The 22734-nt window shown below is 70.2% G+C and carries 21 protein-coding genes; 12 read left to right on the top strand and 9 right to left on the bottom strand.

Translation table 11 applies throughout. The features are described 5' to 3' along the window. Positions 1-84 precede the first annotated feature (84 nt). A complete protein-coding gene (locus AADR41_RS08165; RefSeq protein WP_342280644.1) occupies positions 85-1620 on the bottom strand; it encodes a S8 family peptidase in 1536 nt (511 codons plus the stop codon). A 289-nt stretch (positions 1621-1909) separates the two neighbouring features. Between AADR41_RS08165 and AADR41_RS08170 the strand changes: the two genes are divergently transcribed. From AADR41_RS08170 to moaA, 3 genes are all read left to right on the top strand, one after another. Further along, the gene (locus AADR41_RS08170; protein WP_342280643.1) at positions 1910-2275 is read left to right on the top strand and encodes a DUF485 domain-containing protein; all 366 of its coding nucleotides are present in this window, start codon (positions 1910-1912) and stop codon (positions 2273-2275) included. Next, positions 2272-3915: a solute symporter family protein gene (locus AADR41_RS08175; RefSeq protein ID WP_342280642.1), complete on the top strand. Its 1644-nt coding sequence runs from the start codon at positions 2272-2274 to the stop codon at positions 3913-3915. Before AADR41_RS08170 ends, AADR41_RS08175 begins: the two co-directional genes overlap by 4 nt. A gap of 190 nt (positions 3916-4105) precedes the next feature. Beyond that, entirely contained in the window at positions 4106-5095 is a 990-nt protein-coding gene (gene moaA / locus AADR41_RS08180; protein ID WP_342280641.1) for a GTP 3',8-cyclase MoaA, read from the top strand. A gap of 591 nt (positions 5096-5686) precedes the next feature. On the opposite strand, the gene AADR41_RS08185 is transcribed toward moaA, so the two are convergent. Both AADR41_RS08185 and AADR41_RS08190 read right to left on the bottom strand, forming a co-directional pair. Further along, on the bottom strand, positions 5687-5944 hold the full coding sequence (locus AADR41_RS08185; RefSeq protein WP_342280640.1) for a hypothetical protein: 258 nt from the start codon (positions 5942-5944) through the stop codon (positions 5687-5689). A 256-nt stretch (positions 5945-6200) separates the two neighbouring features. After that, positions 6201-6566, bottom strand: coding sequence for a DUF3099 domain-containing protein (locus tag AADR41_RS08190; protein ID WP_342280639.1), 366 nt, complete (start codon positions 6564-6566; stop codon positions 6201-6203). Between the two features lie 248 nt (positions 6567-6814). On the opposite strand from AADR41_RS08190, the gene AADR41_RS08195 reads away from it, so the two are divergent. Then, the gene (locus tag AADR41_RS08195; RefSeq protein WP_266916786.1) at positions 6815-7090 is read left to right on the top strand and encodes a GlsB/YeaQ/YmgE family stress response membrane protein; all 276 of its coding nucleotides are present in this window, start codon (positions 6815-6817) and stop codon (positions 7088-7090) included. Positions 7091-7182: 92 nt separating this feature from the next. On the opposite strand, the gene tyrS is transcribed toward AADR41_RS08195, so the two are convergent. From tyrS to AADR41_RS08215, 4 genes are all read right to left on the bottom strand, one after another. Further along, a complete protein-coding gene (tyrS, locus tag AADR41_RS08200) occupies positions 7183-8448 on the bottom strand; it encodes a tyrosine--tRNA ligase (RefSeq protein WP_342280638.1) in 1266 nt (421 codons plus the stop codon). A gap of 60 nt (positions 8449-8508) precedes the next feature. After that, positions 8509-9903 carry a metallopeptidase TldD-related protein gene (locus AADR41_RS08205; RefSeq protein ID WP_342280637.1) on the bottom strand — a complete coding sequence of 465 codons (1395 nt, stop codon included), beginning with the start codon at positions 9901-9903 and terminating at the stop codon, positions 8509-8511. Between the two features lie 77 nt (positions 9904-9980). Beyond that, on the bottom strand, positions 9981-10742 hold the full coding sequence (locus AADR41_RS08210; protein ID WP_342280636.1) for a hypothetical protein: 762 nt from the start codon (positions 10740-10742) through the stop codon (positions 9981-9983). Positions 10743-11131: 389 nt separating this feature from the next. Beyond that, complete coding sequence (locus AADR41_RS08215; RefSeq protein ID WP_342280635.1) at positions 11132-12658, bottom strand: TldD/PmbA family protein; 1527 nt, start codon at positions 12656-12658, stop codon at positions 11132-11134. A gap of 232 nt (positions 12659-12890) precedes the next feature. Between AADR41_RS08215 and fabG the strand changes: the two genes are divergently transcribed. The 3 genes from fabG (at position 12891) to AADR41_RS08230 (ending at position 14931) form a co-directional block, all read left to right on the top strand. Continuing rightward, the gene (gene fabG, locus AADR41_RS08220; protein WP_342280634.1) at positions 12891-13610 is read left to right on the top strand and encodes a 3-oxoacyl-[acyl-carrier-protein] reductase; all 720 of its coding nucleotides are present in this window, start codon (positions 12891-12893) and stop codon (positions 13608-13610) included. Between the two features lie 5 nt (positions 13611-13615). Further along, a complete protein-coding gene (gene fabI, locus AADR41_RS08225) occupies positions 13616-14383 on the top strand; it encodes an enoyl-ACP reductase FabI (protein ID WP_342280633.1) in 768 nt (255 codons plus the stop codon). Positions 14384-14550: 167 nt separating this feature from the next. Continuing rightward, a complete protein-coding gene (locus AADR41_RS08230) occupies positions 14551-14931 on the top strand; it encodes a hypothetical protein (RefSeq protein ID WP_342280632.1) in 381 nt (126 codons plus the stop codon). 58 nt (positions 14932-14989) lie between these two features. Here AADR41_RS08230 and AADR41_RS08235 read toward each other — a convergent pair whose 3' ends face one another. Beyond that, complete coding sequence (locus AADR41_RS08235) at positions 14990-15664, bottom strand: FadR/GntR family transcriptional regulator (RefSeq protein ID WP_342280631.1); 675 nt, start codon at positions 15662-15664, stop codon at positions 14990-14992. A gap of 158 nt (positions 15665-15822) precedes the next feature. Here AADR41_RS08235 and AADR41_RS08240 point away from each other — a divergent pair, with 158 nt between their 5' ends. From AADR41_RS08240 to AADR41_RS08255, 4 genes are all read left to right on the top strand, one after another. Continuing rightward, complete coding sequence (locus AADR41_RS08240; RefSeq protein WP_342280630.1) at positions 15823-17154, top strand: CynX/NimT family MFS transporter; 1332 nt, start codon at positions 15823-15825, stop codon at positions 17152-17154. Between the two features lie 26 nt (positions 17155-17180). Then, positions 17181-17291, top strand: a complete 111-nt coding sequence (locus tag AADR41_RS08245) for an SGM_5486 family transporter-associated protein (RefSeq protein ID WP_342280666.1) — start codon at positions 17181-17183, stop codon at positions 17289-17291. 231 nt (positions 17292-17522) lie between these two features. Beyond that, entirely contained in the window at positions 17523-17729 is a 207-nt protein-coding gene (locus AADR41_RS08250) for a hypothetical protein (protein ID WP_342280629.1), read from the top strand. Positions 17730-17803: 74 nt separating this feature from the next. Next, positions 17804-18322: a SixA phosphatase family protein gene (locus AADR41_RS08255; protein WP_342280628.1), complete on the top strand. Its 519-nt coding sequence runs from the start codon at positions 17804-17806 to the stop codon at positions 18320-18322. 104 nt (positions 18323-18426) lie between these two features. On the opposite strand, the gene serB is transcribed toward AADR41_RS08255, so the two are convergent. Beyond that, positions 18427-19704 carry a phosphoserine phosphatase SerB gene (serB, locus tag AADR41_RS08260; protein WP_342280627.1) on the bottom strand — a complete coding sequence of 426 codons (1278 nt, stop codon included), beginning with the start codon at positions 19702-19704 and terminating at the stop codon, positions 18427-18429. A 399-nt stretch (positions 19705-20103) separates the two neighbouring features. On the opposite strand from serB, the gene AADR41_RS08265 reads away from it, so the two are divergent. Further along, a complete protein-coding gene (locus tag AADR41_RS08265; protein WP_342280626.1) occupies positions 20104-22677 on the top strand; it encodes an ABC transporter ATP-binding protein/permease in 2574 nt (857 codons plus the stop codon). The last annotated feature ends 57 nt before the right edge of the window (positions 22678-22734 follow it).

Raw genomic sequence — 22734 nt, forward strand, 5'->3', positions numbered from 1 at the left:
GCACTGAGTGCCATCGAGGGGAAAGGGGCCCGGGAGGGCCGGCCGGAGACTCTGGACCGGCCCTCCCGTCGTTCCGCGTCCCGACTACCGGCGGACCGCGTTCAGCGCGTTCACCACACCGGCGCCGTAGAAGCCGTTGCGGTTCTTGCCGCCCTCGCAGACGGCGTCGATCTTGCCGTCACCGTCGATGTCGTACGGGGCACCGCACGCGGTGGCGTCGGCCTGGGCGCTCAGCAGCGCCTTCACCGTGGCCGCCGAGGCGTGCGGGTGCGTCGACTTGATCAGGGCCGCGACACCCGCGACGTGCGGGGAGGCCATCGACGTACCGGCCTTGTAGCCGTACTTGCCGTCCGGCAGCGTGGACAGGATCAGGCCGCTCGTGGCCGGCGGGGCGGGCGTCTGGTAGACCGTGGAGTCGCCGCCCGGGGCCGCGACGTCGATGACGCCGTTGCCGTAGTTCGAGTAGGAGGCCTTCAGACCCTTGGCGCCGGTCGCGGAGACCGTCACGACGCCCGGCAGCTGCACCGGGATGTCGAGGCACTCACGCGGGTTGATCGTCCGGGTGACGGCCGAGGTGTCGTTCGGGCTGGTGGTGTCCTCGATCGCGTCGGAGGCCAGGTCGAAGCCGCTGTTGCCGGCCGAGGCGATGTTGACCGTGCCCCTGCTCTCCGCATACCGCGTGGCGCGCGCGACGGACTCGACCAGGGCGCCCTGGTCCGGGTCGTTCTTGCAGTTGAACATCCACGGGTCGGTGTAATAGCTGTTGTTGGTGACATCGACACCGTGCTCGGCGGCCCAGACGAAGCCGCAGACGATCGACTCGGTGTAGAAGAAGCCGTCCGGGTTCGCCACCTTGATGCCGGCGACCTTGACGCCCGGGGCGACACCCGTCACCCCGACGCCGTTCTTCGCGGCGGCGATGGTGCCCGCGACGTGCGTGCCGTGGTTGCTCTCGGTCGGCGCCGAACGCCAGGCCCCGTCCGTGGTGTCCGGCGCCCCGGAGACGCAGCTCGCCGACGCGCCGCGGTCGAAGTTCGGCGCCAGGTCCGGGTGGGTGTCGTCGACGCCCGTGTCGATGACCGCGACCGTGACCTTGCTGCTGCCGAGCGTCCGCTTGTGCGCCTGGTCCGCCTTGATGGCGGGCAGATCCCACTGCAGGGGCTCCATCGGATCCTGGTCGCCCGTGGCCTCGGCCGACGCGGCCTTTGCCTGCGCGGCGGTGAGCGGCTGCTCGACCCCGGTGTCCGTGGTGGCCTGAGGAACGATCGGGTTGGTGCGGGTGGCCCCGGCCGAATCGACGCCCTTGGCCCGGCGGATCGTCTGCGCGAAGTCCGGGTTCTGCGAGTGGACGACGATGACGCCTATCTGCTCGTAGGCGACCACCACCGTGCCGCCGGCCGCGGCTATCGCCTTCTTCACCTGCTTGACGGTCCCGTGGCTGCTCCGCGTGTTGACCACGTACGAGAGCTTCGGGCCGTCCGTCGACACCGCAGCCGCGGGCTGCGCGTCCAGGGGTGCGGCAGAGGCGGCCGCGGTCGGCAGGAAACCGAGCGAAGCGGTGAGTGCCAATCCGACGGGCAACGACAGTGCGCGCGTCCGTCTGGATCCCAGATGAGCCATGGGGTCTCCACATCATCCGTACCGGTCGACCGGACACGGGGCGCATCCAGTCGCGTACATGACCAGGAAGTTATCGCTGATCATCCCCGCTGTTCAATGAGTTCGCGGGACCGGTTCCGGCGGACGGACGTGAAACGGCGCCCGGGAGAAGTACGGATCCGCCATGAACCGCTTCGCCGTGCCCTCCGTGCCGTTGTCGGGGGAGGTGCACCGACGCCCCCGACACCCCGCGTTCCCAGTGAGATCCACCGTCACCGACACCACCGCACCCGCGTCGCGAGGAGATTCCGTGGCTACCGATGCACCCCCGCCCGAGGCCAGTACGGACACCCGCCCTGACCGGCCCACCACCGAGGACTTCGTCGAGATGCAGGAGAGCGGGGAGTTCGGTGAACTGCGCCGTTCGTACCGCTCGTTCGCCTTTCCGCTGACCATCGCGTTCGTCCTCTGGTACCTGCTCTACGTGCTGCTGTCCAACTACGCGGGCGGCTTCATGGGTACCAAGGTGTACAGCAACATCAACGTGGCCTTCGTGTTCGGCCTCGCCCAGTTCGTCACCACCTTCCTCATCGCCTGGTTCTACTCCCGGCACGCCGCCGCGAAGCTCGACCCGAAGGCCGAGGCCATCAAGTCCCGCATGGAGGCCGACGCATGAGCGCCGCGTACCACTCGCACACCGCCGTCCAGCTGGCCGCCGGCTCCTCGACCACCGAGCACCGGCCGCTGATCATCACGCTCTTCGCCGTGTTCGTCGCCGCGACCCTGGGCATCACCGTCTGGGCCGGCCGGCAGACCAGGAGCGCGTCCGACTTCTACGCGGGCGGCCGCCAGTTCACCGCCTTCCAGAACGGACTCGCGGTCTCCGGCGACTACATGTCCGCCGCGTCCTTCCTCGGCATCGCCGGGGCCATCGCCCTCTTCGGCTACGACGGCTTCCTCTACTCCATCGGCTTCCTCGTCGCCTGGCTCGTCGCCCTGCTGCTGGTCGCCGAACCCCTGCGCAACTCGGGCCGCTACACCATGGGTGACGTCCTCGCCTACCGGATGCGCCAGCGCCCGGTCCGTACCGCCTCCGGCGTCTCCACCATCGTCGTCTCGATCTTCTACCTGCTGGCCCAGATGGCGGGCGCGGGCGTCCTGGTCTCCCTGCTGCTCGGCATCACCAGCGACGCGGGCAAGATCCTCATCGTCGCCCTCGTCGGCGTACTGATGATCGTGTACGTCACCATCGGCGGCATGAAGGGCACCACCTGGGTGCAGATGGTCAAGGCCGTGCTGCTCATCGCCGGTGCCCTGCTGATGACCTTCCTGGTGCTGCTGAAGTTCGACTTCAACATCTCCGACCTGCTGGGCACGGCCGCCGAGAAGAGCGGCCACGGAGCGGCGTTCCTGGAGCCCGGCCTCAAGTACGGTGCCACCGGCACCTCGAAGCTGGACTTCCTCTCGCTCGGCATCGCCCTGGTCCTCGGCACCGCCGGCCTGCCGCACATCCTGATCCGCTTCTACACGGTCCCGACCGCCAAGGCCGCCCGCAAGTCGGTCAACTGGGCCATCGGCATCATCGGCGCCTTCTACCTGATGACGATCGCCCTCGGCTTCGGCGCCGCGGCCCTCATCGGCCCCGACGAGATCAAGGCGAAGAACCCGGCCGGCAACGCGGCCGCCCCGCAGCTCGCCGAATACCTCGGCGGGGTGGGCACCACCGGCGGCGCCGTGCTCCTCGCCGTGATCTCGGCCGTCGCCTTCGCCACCATCCTCGCCGTCGTCGCGGGACTCACCCTCGCCTCCTCGTCCTCCTTCGCACACGACATCTACGCCAACGTCATCCGCAGGGGAAAGGCCACCGAGAAGGAGGAGATGCGGGCGGCCCGCTGGGCCACCGTCCTCATCGGCGCGGTCGCGATCGTGCTGGGCGCCTTCGCCCGCGACATGAACGTCGCCGGACTGGTGGCACTGGCGTTCGCCGTCGCCGCCTCCGCCAACCTGCCGACCATCCTCTACAGCCTCTTCTGGAAGCGGTTCACCACCCAGGGCGCCCTCTGGTCGATCTACGGCGGTCTGGCGAGCTCGGTGATCCTGGTGCTGTTCTCGCCGGTCGTCTCCGGCAACCCGAAGACGTCGATGTTCAAGGGCGTCGACTTCGCCTGGTTCCCGCTGGAGAACCCCGGCCTGATCTCGATCCCGCTGGGCTTCCTGCTCGGCTGGATCGGCTCCCTCCTCTCGAAGGAGGAGCCGGACAAGGGCAAGTACGCCGAGCTGGAGGTCAAGTCCCTCACCGGCGTCGGAGCGCACTGAGCGAGCGGCGCCCGGGCGCCCTCCCGCTCCGGGGCCGTGTCGTAGGACCCTACGACACGGCCGCGCCCCACCTCGTGCCAAACGGGCCCCGCCGATGTCACCGCTCTCGCGTAGTCTCGAAGGAGTCAGCCGGAAGGGCCGGACACAGAGCGCAATCGGCACCGGGAAGCAATCGGGGGAGGGGGCCCACATGCTCATCGACACCTACGACCGGGTAGCCACCGACCTGCGCGTCTCGCTGACCGACCGGTGCAATCTGCGGTGCACGTACTGCATGCCGGAAGAGGGCCTGCAATGGCTGGCCAAGCCCGACCTGCTCACCGACGACGAGATCGTCCGGCTGATCGGCATCGCCGTCACCCGGCTCGGCATCACGGAGGTCCGCTTCACCGGCGGCGAACCGCTGCTGCGCCCCGGGCTCGTCTCCATCGTCGAGAGGTGCGCCGCCCTCGCCGCGCGCCCCCGGATGTCGCTCACCACCAACGGCATCGGCCTGGGGCGCACCGCCGCCGCCCTCAAGGCCGCCGGGCTCGACCGGGTCAACGTCTCGCTGGACACCCTGCGCCCCGACGTCTTCAAGACCCTCACCCGCCGCGACCGCCATCACGACGTGCTGGCCGGCCTCGAAGCCGCCCGCGAAGCCGGACTCGCCCCCGTCAAGGTCAACACCGTCCTGATGCCGGGGCTCAACGACGACGAGGCCCCCGAGCTGCTCGCCTGGGCCGTCGAGCACGGGTACGAGCTCCGCTTCATCGAGCAGATGCCGCTCGACGCCCAGCACGGCTGGAAGCGCGACGGCATGATCACGGCAGGCGACATACTCCGCTCGCTGCGCACCCGCTTCACCCTCACCGAGGAGGGCGCCGGGGAGCGCGGTTCCGCCCCCGCCGAGCGCTGGCTCGTCGACGGCGGCCCCCACCGGGTCGGCGTCATCGCCTCCGTCACCCGGCCCTTCTGCCGGGCCTGCGACCGCACCAGGCTCACCGCCGACGGCCAGGTGCGCACCTGCCTCTTCGCCCGCGAGGAGACCGACCTGCGCGGCGCCCTGCGTTCGGACGCGCCGGACGAGGAGATCGCCCGGATCTGGACGCTCGCGATGTGGGGGAAGAAGGCCGGATCCGGCCTGGACGATCCGTCCTTCCTGCAACCGGACCGGCCGATGTCGGCGATCGGCGGCTAAGGGCTGTCCCGCCAGGAATTGCGGGACAGCCCTCAGGCAGCGTCCGTGAAGCTCCGTCGTACGCCCAAAGAGCGTCGCGATCCAGGCGGGACTCCACGGACACGGCTCAGGTCTGCGATATATTTCTCCGTGCCGAATCACCGGGTGTCGGCTTTCACCCGGTGCCGAGCGGCACGAAGGGCCCGGCCCGGGATGCACCCCGAGCCAGACCCTCCGGCGCAGTTCACAAGCCCGGTCGCCCAACTGTCGACCGGGCTTCTGCGTATGCAGCTCCGGTCGCGACCGTCTCGTGTGTGGGGACCGCTACTGCATGAACTGCCCCACAGCGGCAATGATCGCCACGAACAGCCCTGCCATCGCCAGACAGACCTGCCACCTCTCGGCATCGGTCCACCTTCGCCGGCGAGGCTTCACATCGCATTGATCACTCACAGCTCCTCCTCGTTCGTCCAGCAGCCCCGCTGACGGCCCGTCCGTCAGCGAGCCTGCCCCGAGGAACGACGCGGAGCGCGTACGAAGTCTGTCACGAGCAACGGGGAGGGTTGCACCGCAACCTCACGATTGATCTGAGCTTTTCTTGAGCTTGGGGCCCTAGGGCGCGTCCGGTCCCGGTCCGCGGGACTCCCACTCCGTCAGGGTCACGACTTCCTTGAGGAAACTCCTGACGTCCAGGAACGAGGAGAGGTGCTCCCGGTGTTCCTCACAGGCCAGCCAGGTCTTGCGGCGCTCCGGGGTGTGCAGCTTCGGGTTGTTCCAGGCGAGCACCCACACGGCGTCGGCCCGGCAGCCCTTGGCGGAACAGATCGGTGCGGCGGCGGCGTTCCCGGCCGCGGTTTCAGGGGAGTTCACGGACTCAACCCTAGGTCAGCGCGGATACGGGCCCTCGGCCCGGCCGGGCTCACCGGACGGCCCGGGCACTCCCGGGCGGAGAAAAAACGACGCCGAGCAGCCACGGGGGGAGCTGCCCGGCGTCGGTCCGTCGCTCCGACGGGGGATGCGGAGCGCCTACGAAGTATGTCACGCAGACCGGGGTCCAGTGCACCGTAACTTCATGATTGATCTGAGGTTTTCTTGAGCCTACGGTGTAGTGCGCACCCGACCGGGTTCAGGCCGATTCCCCGCCGCGCCGCACCCCGTCGCCCTCCGGACCCGGGTCCGCGGCACCGGCCACCGGCGCCGCGTCGAGCACCGGCCGCATCGGCGCCGGTACGAAGGTGGAGGGCAGCGAAGGGGTGTTCTCCCGGCCCGCGTTGGCGATGACCACCGCCACGTACGGAAGCAGCACCCCGAGCGCGAGCGCCACGATCGCGACGTACCGCTCCACGTTCCACAGCACCGCGGCCAGGATCACCGCGACCGTCCGCACGGACATCGAGATCACATAGCGCCGCTGTCTGCCGCGTACATCGTCCGCGAGCCCCTGCCGGGCCCCCGTGATCCGGAAGACCTCACCGTCGCTCTGCTTCCGCATCACGTCTCCATCACCCTTCCCCCGGTGCCTCGCGGGCCGGGGGACACATCGTTCCCGCACCGGACGCTCCCCGGACCGGACCGCGAACCACGGTACGCCCGGCGGCCCGGGGCTTCGAGACCGGGGCGCACTGTGTTCGTACATATCGGTATCCGCGCCCCACGTACGGCCCCTCCGGCATGCGGGGCACGGCTCCCGGGCCGAGACTGGGCGCACATGCGCGACATCGCGTCGCACGAGGAGGCGACATGGGCTGGTTGTGGGCAATCATCGTGGGCCTGGTGCTCGGTCTGATCGCGAAGGCGATCCTGCCCGGCAAACAGAACATCCCACTCTGGCTGACGATCATTTTCGGCATCATCGGCAGCGTCCTCGGCAACGCCGTCGCCACCTGGATCGGAGTCAACGACACCAAGGGCATCGACTGGATCCGCCATCTGCTCCAGCTGATCGGCGCGGTGGTGGTCGTCGGCGTCGGCGACATGCTGTGGGCCTCGATCCGCGGCACCAGACAGAAGACGTGAAGCACCGGGAGACCTGAAACACCGGGCACACGGAGAACTGCGGCCGGACACGCGTCACGCGTGTCCGGCCGCAGTGTCGACGCGGTCCGGGATCAGCCGGTGACCTCGACGGCCGCGAGGTTCTTCTTGCCCCGGCGCAGCACCAGCCAGCGCCCGTGCAGCAGTTCCTCGCGGGCCGGTGCGCTCTCACCGTCCGTGACCTTGACGTTGTTCACGTACGCACCGCCCTCCTTCACCGTGCGGCGGGCGCCCGACTTGCTCGGCGCCAGGCCGACCTCCACCAGGAGGTCCACCAGCGGGCCCAGCTCGGTGACCCGCGCGTGCGGCACCTCGGACAGAGCGGCGCTCAGCGTCGCCTCGTCCAGCTCGCCGAGCTCACCCTGACCGAAGAGCGCCTTCGACGCGGCGATGACCGCGGCGCACTGATCCGCACCGTGCACCAGCGTCGTCAGCTCCTCGGCCAGCGCGCGCTGCGCCGTCCGGGCCTGCGGACGCTCCTCGGTGACCTTCTCCAGCTCCTCCAGCTCCGCGGGGCTGAGGAAGCTGAGGACGCGCATGTACCGCGAGATGTCCCGGTCGTCCACGTTCAGCCAGAACTGGTAGAACGCGTACGGCGTCGTCATCGTCGGGTCCAGCCAGACGGCCCCGCTCTCGGACTTGCCGAACTTGGTCCCGTCCGCCTTCGTCATCAGCGGCGTCGCCAGCGCGTGCACCTCGGCGCCCGGCTCCAGACGGTGGATCAGGTCGAGACCCGCGGTGAGGTTGCCCCACTGGTCGCTGCCGCCCTGCTGGAGGGTGCAGCCGTAGCGCCGGTACAGCTCCAGGAAGTCCATGCTCTGGAGCAGCTGGTAGCTGAACTCCGTGTAGCTGATGCCCTCGTCGGACTCCAGCCGCCGGGCGATGGACTCCTTGGTCAGCATCTTGTTGACCCGGAAGTGCTTGCCGATGTCCCGGAGGAACTCGATCGCGGACATGCCCGAGGTCCAGTCCAGGTTGTTCACCATGACCGCCGCGTTCTCGCCCTCGAAGGACAGGAACGGCTCGATCTGGGACCGCAGCCGCGTCACCCAGCCGGCGATCGTCTCCGGATCGTTCAGCGTGCGCTCCGCGGTCGGCCGCGGATCCCCGATCTGACCGGTGGCCCCGCCCACCAGGGCGAGCGGCCGCAGACCGGCCTGCTGGAGCCGGCGCATGGTGAGCACCTGCACCAGATGGCCGACGTGCAGACTGGCCGCGGTGGGGTCGTAGCCGCAATAGAAGGTGACGGGACCGTCCGCGAGAGCCTTGCGCAGTGCGTCCTCGTCAGTGGACTGGGCGAACAGCCCGCGCCACTTCAGCTCGTCGACGATGTCCGTCACGGTTCCGGTGCTCCTCATGATGAATGGGGGAAAGAAGTTTTCCCGCCCAGTCTAGGCGGGTCAGACGCCCGGGCTCACCGAGCTCATGTTGAAGTCCGGGACGCGCAGCGCGGGCATCGCGGCCCGGGTGAACCAGTCGCTCCACTCGCGTGGCAGCGTCTTCTCCGTACGGCCCGCCTCCGTGGCCCGTGACAGCAGGTCCACCGGCGACTCGTTGAACCGGAAGTTGTTCACCTCGCCGACGACCTCGCCGTCCTCGACGAGATACACCCCGTCGCGGGTCAGCCCGGTCAGCAGCAGCGTCGCCGGGTCGACCTCCCGGATGTACCACATGCAGGTCAGCAGCAGCCCGCGCCCGGTCGTCGCGGCCACCATCTCGTCCAGGGACCGCTCACCGCCGGCCTCCAGCACCAGGTTGTCGACGGCCGGTGCGACCGGCTGCCCGGTCAGCCCCGCCGTGTGCCGGGTGGTCGTCAGATGCTCCAGCCGGCCGTCCCGGATCCAGTCGGTCCGGGCCAGCGGCAGTCCGTTGTCGAAGACCGAGGAGCTGTCCCCGGACGCGTGGGCGATCACGAACGGCGCGGCCTCCAGGCCGGACGCGTACGGATCGCTGCTCAGCGTCAGCGGCAGTCCGGAGAGCGTCTCGCCGAGCCTGGTCCCGCCACCCGGCGCGGAGAACACCGTCCGGCCCTCCGCGGCGTCCCGCGCGGCCGACGACCACAGCTGGTAGATCAGCAGGTCGGCGACGGAGGAAGGCGGCAGCAGTGTCTCGTACCGCCCGGCGGGCAGCGCGATGCGGCGCTCGGCCCAGCGCAGCCGCTGCGCCAGTTCGGCGTCCAGCCCGGCCGGGTCGACGTCCTTGAAGTCGCGCGTCGAGCGGCCCGCCCAGGACGAACGGGTGCGGTCGGGGGACTTCGCGTTGAGCTCCAGCTTCCCGGTCGGCTGGTCGTGGCGCAGCCGCAGCCCCGTCGACGTACCGAGGTACGTCGAGGTCAGCTCGTGGTGGGCGAAGCCGTACAGCTCACGGCCGCCGGAGCGCGCGCGGGCGAAGGCGTCGCCGAGCGCCGGGGCGAACTCCGCGAAGACGTCCGAGTCCGTCTCGGCCGGTGCGTCCGTGAAGTCCGGAGACGCGGGCACCCCGGTGACCAGGGGCTGCGCGTCCTCCGCCGGACCGGCTCCCCGCGCGGCGGCCTCGGCGGCCCGCACCAGCGGCTCCAGGTCGTCGGCGGTGACCGCGGACCGGGACACCACACCGGACGCGGTGCCCTGTGCCCCGTCGACGGTCGCGATGACGGTCAGGGTCCGCCCCCGCGTCACCCCGTTCGTGGTGAGCGCGTTGCCGGCCCAGCGCAGGTTCGCGGACGACTCCTCGTCGGCGATGACCACACAGCCGTCGGCGGTGGACAGTTCGAGCGCCCGCTCGACGATCTCGTGCGGCTTGCTGTCGCGGCTCATCGTCCGGCCTCCTGCGTCGTATTGAGATCACACACACTATCCAGCGGTCCGGCCCCGCCACCCGGTTGTCGACCGGGTCAGCGGCCCAGCGCCCGACGCAGGGTGAGCCCGTGCCGGGTCCTGAGGCGCCGCAGTTCCCAGAGGCTCACCGCGGTGACCGACAGCGGACCGCCGAAGACCGCCGCGCCCCGCACCAGTGCGGGAACACCGTCGAAGGTGTTCGAGAACAGGTCCGCGACCGCGAGCTCCCAGACCAGCACGATCGCGATGACCGGGGGCAGCACCTCGTGGATGTCCGCGGTGCGGAACACGTGCACCAGCGCCAGGCCGGCACCGTAGACCACGAACACGAACGCCCACAGCATCACGAGGATGAGGAAGAATTCGTACATGAGGTGCATGTAGTCGGCCGTGGACGGCTTCTCGGGCATCTGCCCGAAGGGGCCGCCGGTCAGCGCGCCGGAGGTGATCAGCACGAAGTACAGAATCGTGCCGGCCAGCGCCAGCAGCGCCCCGAGCGGCTTCAGCGCCCGTCGCAGATACAGGCGCCGGGTGTGCGAGCGGCTCGCGAGGACGAACGCGCCGACGGCGACCGGCAACGTGGCCGCCAGCAGGGTCGCGGACGTCAGGATCTGGTCGAACCGCTGATAGGCCAGGGACTTGGCGTCCGAGGTGATCCGGTACGACACCAGGATCCACACCATCGCGGCGAGACCGACCACCATGCGCAGGACCTGGATCCGCTTCACCGCCGGATCGTCCACCCGGTCCGGCCGCGACGGCTTGCACACCTGGCGCCCGGCCGCGATCGGGTTGAGCAGCCGGAACGCCCGCCGCATCCGCGACGGCGGCCGCGACGGTCCGGGCTGCGGACCCCACCCCGGTTGCGGACCCGGGCCGGGCAGGGGCCCACCCCGGCTGCGGCCCCCCGTTCGGCGGCCGGCCCTGCGGCGGCACTCCCGGGCCCTGCGGCCGGGGCGGCCACCCGGGCTGTCCTCCCCCTGGCTGCGGTCCACCGCCGTACGGTCCCCATGGACCCGGTCCACCACTCATCGACGTCCCCCGAACAGTCACCACGGAAATTTTCGTCCCCGACGATACGCCGTGATACGCCGCCGCAACCCGGTGTTTCCGAGGCTGCGGCGAGCGGCCGCGGGGGAGCGGTCGTGCGGGGCCCGCGGGCCCCCCACGAACCGGTCGGCAGCTCCCGGACCCGGCGGGCGCGTCGTCAGTCGCGCCCCGACTCGTTCGTCGTGTTCAGGATGTTCACGCCCCGGAACAGTGCCGTGGGGCATCCGTGGGAGACGGCGGCGATCTGCCCCGGCTGGGCCTTGCCGCAGTTGAAGGCCCCTCCCAGCACGTACGTGGAGGGTCCGCCCACGGCCTCCATGGACCCCCAGAACTCGGGTGTGACCCCCTGGTACGCGAAGTCGCGGACCTGCTCCGCGAGGCGGCCGTTGCGGATCCGGTACGCACGCTGACCGGTGAACTGGAAGTTGTAGCGCTGCATGTCGATCGACCAGGACCGGTCGCCGACCACGTAGATCCCGCGCTCCACCCCGCCGATCAGGTCCTCCGTGGACAGCCCGCCCGGGTCCGGCCGCAGTGACACATTGGCCATCCGCTGGACGGGGACATGGCCGGGCGAGTCCGCGAACGCGCAGCCGTTGGAACGGCCCAGCCCGGTCAGCTTCGCCATCCGCCGGTCCAGCTGGTACCCGACCAGCGTCCCGTCCTTGACCAGGTCCCAGGACTGCGCCTCGACGCCCTCGTCGTCGTACCCGATGGTCGCGAGCCCGTGCTCGGCCGTGCGGTCACCGGTCACGTTCATCACGGGGGAGCCGTACGTCAGCTTCCCCAACTGGTCGAAGGTGGCGAACGAGGTCCCGGCGTACGCCGCCTCGTAGCCCAGCGCCCGGTCCAGCTCGGTGGCGTGCCCGATCGACTCGTGGATGGTCAGCCAGAGGTTGGACGGGTCGACGACCAGGTCGTACGTGCCCGCCTCGACGCTCGGCGCCCGCATCTTCTCGGCCAGCAGCCCGGGGATCCGGGCCAGTTCGTCGTCCCAGTCCCAGCCGGTCCCGGTCAGGTACTCCCAGCCGCGGCCCACCGGCGGGGCGGTCGTCCGCATCGAGTCGAACTCACCGGTCGTCCCGTCCACGGCCACCGCGGTGAGCTGCGGATGCAGCCGCACCCGCTGCTGGGTGGTGACGGTGCCCGCCGTGTCCGCGTAGAACTTGTTCTCGTGGACGGTCATCAGCGAGGCGTCCACATGCGCGACGCCCTCGGCGCCCAGCAGCCGACCGCTCCACTCGGCGAGCAGCCCCGCCTTCTCCTCGGCCGGTACGTCGAAGGGGTCGATGCCGTACGCCGAGACCCAGGTCCGCTCGCCGTGCACCGGCTCGTCCGCCAGCTCGACCCTCTCGTCCGAGCCGGCCGCCGCGATCACCTTCGCCGACAGCTTCGCCATGGCGACGGCCTGCGAGGCCACCTTCGCCGCGGCGTCCATCGTCAGGTCCACGCCGGACGCGAACCCCCACGCCCCGCCGTGCACCACCCGCACCGCGTAGCCCAGATCGGTGGTGTCCGAGGACCCGGAAGGCCGGGCGTCGCGCAGCCGCCAGGACGCGCTGCGCACCCGCTCCAGACGGAAATCCGCGTGCGCGGCACCCAGCGCACGCGCGCGGGCGAGCGCCGCGTCGGCGAGGGCCCGCAGCGGCAGGGCCAGGAATGACTGATCTACCTCGTGGGGCACAGGAAATTCCCTTCTCGATGCACCACGGAAGTGAATCACGCCGGACGGTGCCCCCACCGGGGATCCCGGAGGCCGTCCGCCGCCGGTCCGGACACGGCGCGGCCCGGCCGGCGTCCCTCTGTAGGAACCCCACAGTGCCCGGGGGGAGGCGCTGTCAGGGGCCGATTCCTCGTGGAGCACCGGGTACCGATAGGTTTTCGATGTACCAGACCGCTAGGGAAAGGGTGATCCGTTGAGCCGCTCGGTTCTCGTCACCGGAGGAAACCGGGGCATCGGCCTCGCCATCGCCCGCGCTTTCGCCGACAACGGCGACAAGGTCGCGATCACCCACCGCTCCGGCGAGCCGCCCCGGGAACTCATCGAGGCGGGCTGCCTGGCGGTCCGTTGCGACATCACGGACGCCGAACAGGTGGAGCAGGCCTACAAGGAGATCGAGGAGAAGCACGGTCCCGTCGAGGTGCTGGTCGCCAACGCCGGTATCACCAAGGACCAGTTGCTGATGCGGATGTCCGAGGACGACTTCACGTCTGTCGTCGACACCAACCTCACCGGCACCTTCCGGGTCGTCAAGCGCGCCAACCGCGGCATGCTGCGCGCCAAGAAGGGCCGCGTCGTCCTCATCTCCTCCGTCGTCGGACTGCTCGGCTCGGCCGGGCAGGCGAACTACGCCGCGTCCAAGGCGGGTCTGGTCGGCTTCGCCCGGTCGCTGGCCCGTGAACTCGGTTCGCGGAACATCACTTTCAACGTCGTCGCGCCCGGTTTCGTCGACACCGACATGACGCAGGTGCTCACCGAGGAGCAGCGCAAGGGCATCGTGTCCCAGGTGCCGCTCGGCCGCTACGCGCAGCCCGAGGAGATCGCCGCCGCGGTGCGCTTCCTCGCCTCCGACGACGCGTCGTACATCACTGGAGCCGTCATCCCCGTTGACGGCGGATTGGGCATGGGTCACTGATCACCATGAGCGGAATTCTCGACGGCAAGCGCATCCTCATCACGGGTGTGCTGATGGAGTCGTCCATCGCTTTCCACGCCGCCAAGGTGGCCCAGGAGCAGGGTGCCGAAGTCATCCTGACCGCCTTCCCCCGCCCCACGCTCACGGAGCGCATCGCCAGGAAGCTGCCGAAGCCGGCCAAGGTCATCGAGCTGGACGTGACCAACACCGAGCACCTGGACCGGCTGGAGGGCCTGGTCCGGGACGAGCTCGGTTCGCTCGACGGCGTCGTCCACTCCATCGGCTTCGCGCCGCAGGACGCGCTCGGCGGCAACTTCCTCAACACCCCGTTCGAGTCCGTCGCCACCGCGATGCACGTCTCGGCGTTCTCGCTGAAGTCGCTCGCCATGGCCTGCAAGCCGCTGATGAACGACGGCGGCTCGATCGTCGGCCTCACCTTCGACGCGCAGTTCGCCTGGCCGCAGTACGACTGGATGGGCCCGGCCAAGGCCGCGCTGGAGGCCACCTCCCGCTACCTCGCCCGTGACCTGGGCAAGGACGACATCCGCTGCAACCTGGTCTCGGCCGGACCGCTCAAGTCCATGGCCGCGAAGTCCATCCCCGGCTTCACCGAGCTCGCGGACGTGTGGAACACCCGCTCCCCGCTCTCCTGGGACATGACGGACCCGGAGCCGGCCGGCCGCGGCATCGTCGCGCTGCTCTCGGACTTCTTCCCGAAGACCACGGGCGAGATCATCCACGTCGACGGTGGCGTGCACATGATGGGTGCCTGACCCCGCGGGACAGGCACGGACCGGGCCGCGTACCACCTCCGAGCAGGTGGTGCGCGGCTCCGGTGCGTCCGGGCCCGGCTCCGGCCCGCTCAAGTCGAAAAGATGGTCGATCCACCGCAGAATGTGGTGAACCGGACTTCGGGTCAGGCTGCGGGGAGGAGGTCGCCGTGCGCGCCACACGTCGCCGGACCTGCGCCCTGCTGGCGGCCTCCATAGCCGTCGCCGGACTCGCCGCCCCGGTGGGGATATCCGTGGCGGGGCGGATGGGGGCCGGGGCGTCCGCCCCCGCCGCTCCTCCCGACCCCGCCGGAGCCGAATGCCGTACGTCGGTCCGGGGCTCCCGGGTCGTCACGTACTGCCACAACCCGTACCCCTCCACCGACCGGGTACAGCTGCACACCGAGTGCCGCCGCTGGTGGGACATAGACGCCGACGCCGCCCCGGTCGACGTGGCCCCCGGCCGGACCGTACGGATCGACGACCGCTGCTGGAAGGAAGTCGGCGCCGTCTGGGTCACGCACCAGGTGCGTGACCCGTCGACGGCCTGAGACCTCGCAGCGGCCCGGCACCGGGGCACGCGAACCCGGCATGACCCGGACGAGGGGCCTATACCCGGTCCACCAGACAGCTCAACGCATGGCTCGCGGCCTCGGCCGCCGCCGCCTCCCCGTCCCCCGCCCGGATCGCCTCGACCAGCCTGCCGTGGTCCATGTGGTTCTCCGGCCGCAGCTCATGACCGATGTCGCCGCGGAGATAGTCGCGCAGCAGATCGCCCAGGTCGGCGTAGAGACCGGTCAGTACGTCGTTGTGCGAGGCGGCGACCACGGCCAGGTGCAGCGTCGCGTCCGCCGCGACGAACGCCTCGGCGTCACCCTCGGCCCAGGTCTCCTCCCGGCGCGCCATCAGCGCGTCCAGCTGCTTGAGATCCCGCTCGGTGCGCCGGGCGGCCGCCAGCCTCGCCGCCGAGGACTCCAGGGTGGAGCGCAGCTCGGCGACATGGCGGGGATCGGCGGAGGCGAAACGGCGGTGCATCACCCCGGCCAGCTCGCTGGTGGCCACGACATAGGTGCCCGAGCCCTGCCGGATGTCGAGCAGGCCGTTGTGCGCGAGGGCGCGCACGGCCTCGCGCACGGTGTTGCGGGCCACCCCCAGCTGCTCCACCAGCTCGGGCTCGGTGGGAATGCGCGAACCCACGGGCCACTCGCCCGAGGTGATCTGGTTCCTCAACTGGGCGATCACCTGGTCGGCGAGGGCCGAACGCCGCGGAGACGTCAGCGTCATGGTGCTCCTTGGTCGGGTTGCTTGGGTGGCGGACGGGGGCTGCGGGGACGGCGGGAACGTTGCTCCGCCTGCCGCGAATCGTCTCAGAGCGGCCCGTTACCGGGGTGGCTCCAGAACGATTGGACAATCAATCATCCCATGATTCTATGATGGGCCTCATGCCCGACGACGAGACCCGGCCCCAGACCCGGACCTTGACCCCCGCCACCACGGTGGACGACCCCACGAAATCCACGGCCGCGCGGACAGCCACGGCCGTGCGGACCCCGCCGGCCTCCCGGACAACACCGGCCGCCGACGGGGCCGCCCCCTGGATGCTCCGGCTGGTCGTCGTCGGGCTGGTCCTCACCGCGCTCAACCTCCGCCCCGCCATCACCAGCCTCGGCGCCCTCCTCGAAGAGGTGCGCGACGGGCTGCACATGAGCGGCAGCGTCGCCGGTGTCCTGACCTCCGTACCGCCGCTCTGCTTCGCGGTCTTCGGCATCATGGCGCCGCGCCTCGCCCGCCGCTTCGGCCCGGGCGCGGTCGTCTGCGCCGGCATGACCGCCATCACCGCCGGTCTGGTGATCCGGCCGCTCGTCGGCGGGACGGCCGGCTTCCTCGCCGCGAGCGCCCTCGCCCTCATGGGCATCGCCGTCAGCAACGTCCTGATGCCGGTGATCGTCAAGCGCTGGTTCCCGGACCGGGTCGGCTCCATGACCGGGCTCTACTCGATGGCCCTGGCCCTCGGCACCTCGCTGGCCGCCGCCGTGACCGTGCCCATGACCAGTGCGATGGGCGGCAGCTGGCGGCTCGGGCTCGGGGTCTGGGCCGTGCTCGCCGCCGCCGCGATCCTGCCCTGGATCCCGCTGGTACGGGACCGCGGCGGTGCCCCGGGGAAGCAGGCCGCCCAGCAGCCGGACGCCCCCGCCCTGCGGATCACCCGCAGCCGTACCGCCTGGGCCCTCGCCTGCTTCTTCGGGCTGCAGGCCACCGCCGCGTACATCACCATGGGATGGATGCCGCAGATCTTCCGCGACGCCGGGGTCTCGGCCGGCACGGCGGGTGTGCTGCTCGCCGTGACCATGGCGATGGGCGTGCCGCTCGCCTTCGTCATCCCCCGGGTCGCGACCCGGATGAAGAACCAGGGCGCGATCGTCGTCTTCCTCGGCAGCTGCGGCCTCCTCGGCTACGCGGGCCTCTACCTCGCACCGGCCGGCGGCGCCTGGGCCTGGGCGCTGCTGCTGGGCATCTCGAACTGCTCCTTCCCGCTCGCCCTGACCATGATCGGCATGCGGTCCCGCAGCGGGGCCGGAGTGGTCCGGCTGTCCGCGTTCGCGCAGTCCGTCGGCTATCTGATCTCGATCCCGGGACCGCTGCTGATCGGTGTGCTCTACCAGCACAGCGGCGGCTGGGAACTGCCGATCGCACTGATGGCGGGCCTCATGGTGCCGCAGATGGCGGTCGGAATCCTCGCCGGGCGGGACCGGACCATCGAGGACGAATGCTGAAGTGCGAGACTGAGCCCATGTCTCCTGTGCTCGACCCGAATCCCCAGAACGGTCAGAAGAAGTTCCTCATGGTGCTCGGGGCGATGCTGCTGATCACCGTGATCGTCGCAGTGATCGCCTCGATCGCGTCCCCCTGAGCCGTACGTGCCCCATGAGCCGTACGCATCTCCTTGAGCAGTACGGCCACCGGCCATGCGCACCCCCGGCCGTACGCGTCCTTCGGGCCGTACGGCCGCCGATGGTGGGGCTGGCCCCCGTGTCCCCTAGGGGGCCAGGGTCAGGGTGAAGTGGGTGGACCGCCGGATGGGGCAGGCCGCCCCGAGTCCGTAGGTTTTCGGTATCAGCACCGAAGACCCGCGGAGGCGGACATGCCGGCCCGAACGCACACCCCGACCACCCACCCGGCCACCGGAAGCGTCGAGGTCCGGCTGCCCTGGTGGGCCATCGCGCTGCCCGCGATCGCGTTCGCCGCACTTCTGCTGCTGATCATGGGATCCGGCGAGGCGCAGGCCGCGACCGCCGACCCGGCGATCAGCCGGTTGCTCGCGCGAATCACGGCCCTGGTGACCGGCTGACGTCGTCCGCGCACCCCGCGGAAGCCCGCCAACACCCTGCGCCGGGCGGCACATTTCATGCGAAGCTGAGGTGTATGAGCGTCGATACACCTCGCAGGATCGTCCTTCTCAGGCATGCAAAGGCGGAATGGTCGCAGGACTCCGACCACGAGCGACCGCTCGCGGAGCGCGGCCGCAAGGATGCCCCCGTCGCGGGCCGCAAACTCGTCGACTCCGGGATCGCCCCCGAGCTGGCCCTCTGCTCCACCGCGGCCCGGACCCGCGAGACGTGGAAGCTGGCCGTCCACGAGATGCCGCAGCGCCCCAGGACCGTGTACGAGGACCGGCTGTACGAGGCATCCCTCGGTGAGCTGATCGCGCTGATCAACGAGACCCCCGACGATGTGCACAACCTCCTGGTCATCGGCCACAACCCCGGTATGCACGCGGTCGCCGACGCCCTCTCGGAGTCGTCCGAGGGCGACGCACTGTCCCGGATGACCCGCGGCGGCTTCCCCACCGCGGCGTTCGCCGTCGTCGAGTTCACCGGCTCCTGGAAGGGCGTGGAACACGGAGTGGGCAAGCTGGTCGAGTACTGGACGCCCAACGACTGACCTCGTTCCCGTACGTCGCAGGGCCCCGGCGCGAGTAGCGCCGGGGGCCTGCGACACATCTGTGCGAACGCGTGAGTCGCGTCGGTCGACGCTGTGCGAACGCGTCAGTCGACGAGGCCGTCGGCGGCCTCGACCTCCTCGCGGGTGATGCCGAGCAGATACAGCACGGTGTCCAGGAACGGCACGTTCACCGCGGTGTGCGCGGCCTCGCGGACCACCGGCTTGGCGTTGAAGGCCACCCCGAGCCCGGCGGTGTTCAGCATGTCCAGGTCGTTGGCACCGTCACCGATCGCGACGGTCTGCGCCAGCGGCACCCCGGCCTGCTCGGCGAAGCTGCGCAGCAGCCGGGCCTTGCCGGCCCGGTCGACGATGTCGCCGACGACCCGGCCGGTGAGCTTTCCGTCGACCACTTCCAGCGTGTTGGCAGAGGCGAAGTCGAGCCCGAGCCGTTCCTTCAGATCGTCGGTGACCTGGGTGAACCCGCCCGAGACCACACCGACTTGATAGCCGAGCCGCTTCAGCGTACGGATCAGGGTGCGCGCGCCCGGCGTCAGTCGCACCTCGGCACGCACCTTGTCCACCACCGACACGTCGAGCCCGGCCAGCAGCGCCACCCGCGCGTGCAGCGACTGCTCGAAATCGAGCTCGCCGCGCATCGCCTGCTCGGTCACCTCGGCGACCTTGTCCTCGCAGCCCGCGTGGGCGGCGAAGAGCTCGATGACCTCGTCCTGGATGAGTGTCGAGTCGACGTCCATGACCACCAGGCGCTGTGCCCGGCGGCTCAGACCGGCCGACACCACCGCGACATCGACGCCGATGCCGGCGGACTCCGTCGCCAGTGCGGTGCGCAGTTCCTCGGTGGCGGTGCCGGACACGGCGAACTCGACCGCCGTGACCGGATACTTCGCGAGCCGGAAGATGCGGTCGATGTTGCCGCCGGTGGAGGTGATCGTGGCCGCTATGGCGGCGGTCGACTCCGCGGTCAGCGGGTGCCCGAGCACCGTCACATGGGAACGCCCGTCACCACGCGGCCGGTTGTCACCGGTACCGGAGATGATCTCGGCCTGGAGCTTCAGCGAATCGGCCCAGCTGTGCACGGTCGCCCGCAGATCGCCCTCGGTGGTGCCGCCCGCGGTCGGGGCGGTGACCAGCGCGCACAGGACGATGCGGCCACGGGTGACGACCTGCTCGATGTCGACGACGTCGACCGAGTAGGCGGCGAGGGTGTCGAAGAGCCCGGCGGTGATACCGGGGCGGTCCTTCCCGAAGATCTTCACGAGAAGGGTGGGGGTGCCGGCGCCCCGAGAGGACCCGGGGGGCTCGGAACGGGACTCAGGGGACTCAGGAGACGAGGAGGACCGAGGTGGCTGAGATGCGCTCATGGTGCTTCCACCGTATCGGTCCGCCCCGGCGCTCCGGCGGCCCGTCCCGAGGACCGGACAGCGCGTCGGACACCCACACCCGCCCGGCGCCCGCGCGTGGTGACGGACCGCGCGCGCCCGGATCCGGCCGGTGTCCGGCAGGGCTGCGGGACCACGGGCGCGGGGTGACCGGGATGTTCCGGAAACCGGTGATTCATGCGCACTCGGGTCGCTTGCCGTGCCCTGTTCCCTTTGGCCGCGCGCCGCTTCCGCGGTTCGTGTCGGCACCGTAACGATGCAGGTCCAGGCAGGGTCTTCGGGCTGCTCGACTTTCGTATCGGGGACCGCTCCTGGAATAGTTCCCCACGATGTTCAGCATCCCTAGACTCCCTGCGATGGGGGTAACTCGGGGGACAACTAGTGGGGCGCGGAGTGCCGGAACTCGTACTGGAATTGAATGGCAGGACCTGGACGCTCGATCCGTCCAGGTCGTACACCCTGGGTCGCGATCCGCAGGGCGACCTGACGATCGACGACGCCAGAGTGTCGTGGCGGCACGCCACGATCAGCTGGGGAGGCCGGAATTGGTTCATCGAGGACCACGGCAGCACCAACGGAACCTATGCGCAGGGCAACCGGATCCAGCAACTGGAGATCGGCCCCGGCTCGGTCGTGCACCTGGGCAATGCCACTGACGGCCCGCGGCTGAGCCTCACCGCCGCGGCGGGTGCCGACGCGTACAGCGGACAGGGCGCGGGTGCCCAGCAGGCACCGGTCCAGCAGCCCCAGCAGGGCGGCGCCGGCTGGCCCGGCCGGCAGGCCCCCGCCCCGCACCAGCCGCAGCAGCCGCAGCAGGGCTGGCCGCAGCAGGCACCCCAGGGAGTGCCGCCGCAGCAGCCCGTGCAACCGCAGGTCCCGCAGCAGCAGGGCGTGGCGAACCCGCCCGGCACGGGCGGAGCCGCGGGGGCTCCGCCGGTGTACGGAGACCGCAGCCCGACCACGTTCCACCAGCTGGACCTCGGTCGCGTCATGCGCATCGGTCGTGCGCTGGAGAACGAACTGGTCGTCTCCGACCTCCAGGTCTCCCGCCACCACGCCGAATTCCACGCGACCCCCGACGGCCGCTTCGAGATCCGTGACCTCGGATCCCACAACGGCACGTACGTCAACGGTCAGCCGCTGCAGAAGTCGGGCTCCGCGCTGATCGGGCCGAACGACATCGTCGGTGTCGGCCACTCGACCTTCCGCCTGGTCGGCGACCGGCTCGAAGAGTTCGTCGACACCGGTGAGGTCTCCTTCTCCGCCCGCCACCTCACGGTGACGGTCGACGGCGGGAAGCAGATCCTCAAGGACGTCTCCTTCGGCGTCCCGGAGAAGTCGCTCGTCGCGGTCATCGGCCCGTCCGGCTCCGGCAAGTCCACCCTGCTCAAGGCGCTCACCGGCTACCGGCCCGCCAACCAGGGCGACGTGCTCTACGACAACCGGAACCTGTACAAGCAGTTCGCCGAACTGCGCCAGCGCATCGGTCTGGTCCCGCAGGACGACATCCTGCACAAGGAACTCACCGTCACCAAGGCGCTCAAGTACGCGGCCAAGCTCCGCTTCCCCGCGGACACCACCGAGGCCGAGCGCCAGGCCCGGATCCTCGAAGTCCTCGCCGAGCTCAAGCTCGACATCCACAAGGACAAGAAGGTCACCTCGCTCTCCGGCGGTCAGCGCAAGCGCGTCTCCGTCGCCCTTGAGCTGCTCACCAAGCCGTCGCTGATATTCCTGGACGAGCCGACCTCCGGCCTCGACCCGGGCATGGACCGCGACGTCATGCAGTTGCTGCGCGGTCTGGCGGACGACGGCCGCACCGTCCTGGTCGTCACGCACTCCGTCGCCGAGCTGGCGATCTGCGACAAGCTGCTGGTCATGGCGCCGGGCGGGTCCGTCGCCTACTTCGGCCCGCCGGAGGAAGCGCTCAACTTCTTCGGCTACACCACCTGGGCCGACGTCTTCTCCGCGTTCGAGAACTACCGCGACTACGACTGGTCGGGCCGCTGGCGCGGATCGCAGCACTACCAGATGTACGCCGCGGACATCGACGCCGTCGCCGCACAGTCCGTACACATGCCGCCCCCGCAGCAGATGCGCCCGCCGAAGCCGCAGAGCTGGTCGGCCCAGCTGTGGACCCTGATGCGCCGCTACGTCTCGGTGATCGCGTCCGACAAGGGCTTCATGGGTCTGATGGTGATCCTGCCCGCGGTGCTCGGCGTCGTCAGCGTGGTCATCCCGGCCGACTTCGGCCTGGCCCCGCCGAAGCCGCCGTCCCGGTTCAACGGAGCGGCCGGAACGATCATGCTGATCCTCGCGGTCGGCATGTGCTTCTCCGGCGCGGCCAACTCCGTACGAGAACTGATCAAGGAACGCGTCATCTACGAACGGGAACGGGCCACCGGCCTCTCCCGCTCCGCCTATCTGATGTCGAAGGTGATCGTCCTCGGCGTGATCACCGCCTTCCAGGGCGTCATCATCTGCGGCATCGGCTTCGCCACCCGCGAGCTGCCGGCCGAGGGCCTGATCATGCCGCCGGCCGTCGAGCTCTGCCTGACGATCATCGTGCTCGGCTTCACCTCGATGATGTTCGGCCTGGTGATCTCCTCGCTGGTGAAGACCGCCGAGAAGACCATGCCGCTGCTGGTCATGTTCGCGATCGTCCAGGTCGTCTTCACCGGCATCCTCTTCCAGGTGTTCGGCTCGCCGGGCCTGGAGCAGTTCGCCTGGCTGATGCCGTCCCGCTGGGCCATCGCGGGCGCGGGCACGACGCTCGACCTCTCGCACCTCATGGCGCCGTGGGATCCGAAGAACCCGACCGATCTCGACCCGCTGTGGGAGCACTCGGCCACTCAGTGGGGGATCAACATCTCGGTGCTGCTGCTGCTCGGCATCATCTGCGGCGTCGTGGTCGCGCGACTGCTGCGCCGCCACGAGCCGGAGGTCATGCGCAAGTAGCGCGGGCCCGGCACACGACCGCCGAAGGGCGGCACCCCACGCGGGGTGCCGCCCTTC

Source organism: Streptomyces sp. CLV115, assembly GCF_038448545.1.
GTDB classification, from domain to species: Bacteria; Actinomycetota; Actinomycetes; order Streptomycetales; family Streptomycetaceae; genus Streptomyces; species Streptomyces sanglieri.

Coding starts and splice junctions, on each gene's coding strand:
- AADR41_RS08240 (WP_342280630.1), top strand. CDS start 15,823: ATGCCCGACGACGAGACCCGGCCCCAGACCCGGACCTTGACCCCCGCC.
- AADR41_RS08195 (WP_266916786.1), top strand. CDS start 6,815: ATGGGCTGGTTGTGGGCAATCATCGTGGGCCTGGTGCTCGGTCTGATC.
- AADR41_RS08165 (WP_342280644.1), bottom strand. CDS start 1,620: ATGGCTCATCTGGGATCCAGACGGACGCGCGCACTGTCGTTGCCCGTC.
- AADR41_RS08210 (WP_342280636.1), bottom strand. CDS start 10,742: ATGCGGCGGGCGTTCCGGCTGCTCAACCCGATCGCGGCCGGGCGCCAG.
- AADR41_RS08175 (WP_342280642.1), top strand. CDS start 2,272: ATGAGCGCCGCGTACCACTCGCACACCGCCGTCCAGCTGGCCGCCGGC.
- AADR41_RS08235 (WP_342280631.1), bottom strand. CDS start 15,664: ATGACGCTGACGTCTCCGCGGCGTTCGGCCCTCGCCGACCAGGTGATC.
- fabI (WP_342280633.1), top strand. CDS start 13,616: ATGAGCGGAATTCTCGACGGCAAGCGCATCCTCATCACGGGTGTGCTG.
- AADR41_RS08190 (WP_342280639.1), bottom strand. CDS start 6,566: ATGCGGAAGCAGAGCGACGGTGAGGTCTTCCGGATCACGGGGGCCCGG.
- AADR41_RS08255 (WP_342280628.1), top strand. CDS start 17,804: ATGAGCGTCGATACACCTCGCAGGATCGTCCTTCTCAGGCATGCAAAG.
- moaA (WP_342280641.1), top strand. CDS start 4,106: ATGCTCATCGACACCTACGACCGGGTAGCCACCGACCTGCGCGTCTCG.
- serB (WP_342280627.1), bottom strand. CDS start 19,704: ATGAGCGCATCTCAGCCACCTCGGTCCTCCTCGTCTCCTGAGTCCCCT.
- AADR41_RS08205 (WP_342280637.1), bottom strand. CDS start 9,903: ATGAGCCGCGACAGCAAGCCGCACGAGATCGTCGAGCGGGCGCTCGAA.
- AADR41_RS08250 (WP_342280629.1), top strand. CDS start 17,523: ATGCCGGCCCGAACGCACACCCCGACCACCCACCCGGCCACCGGAAGC.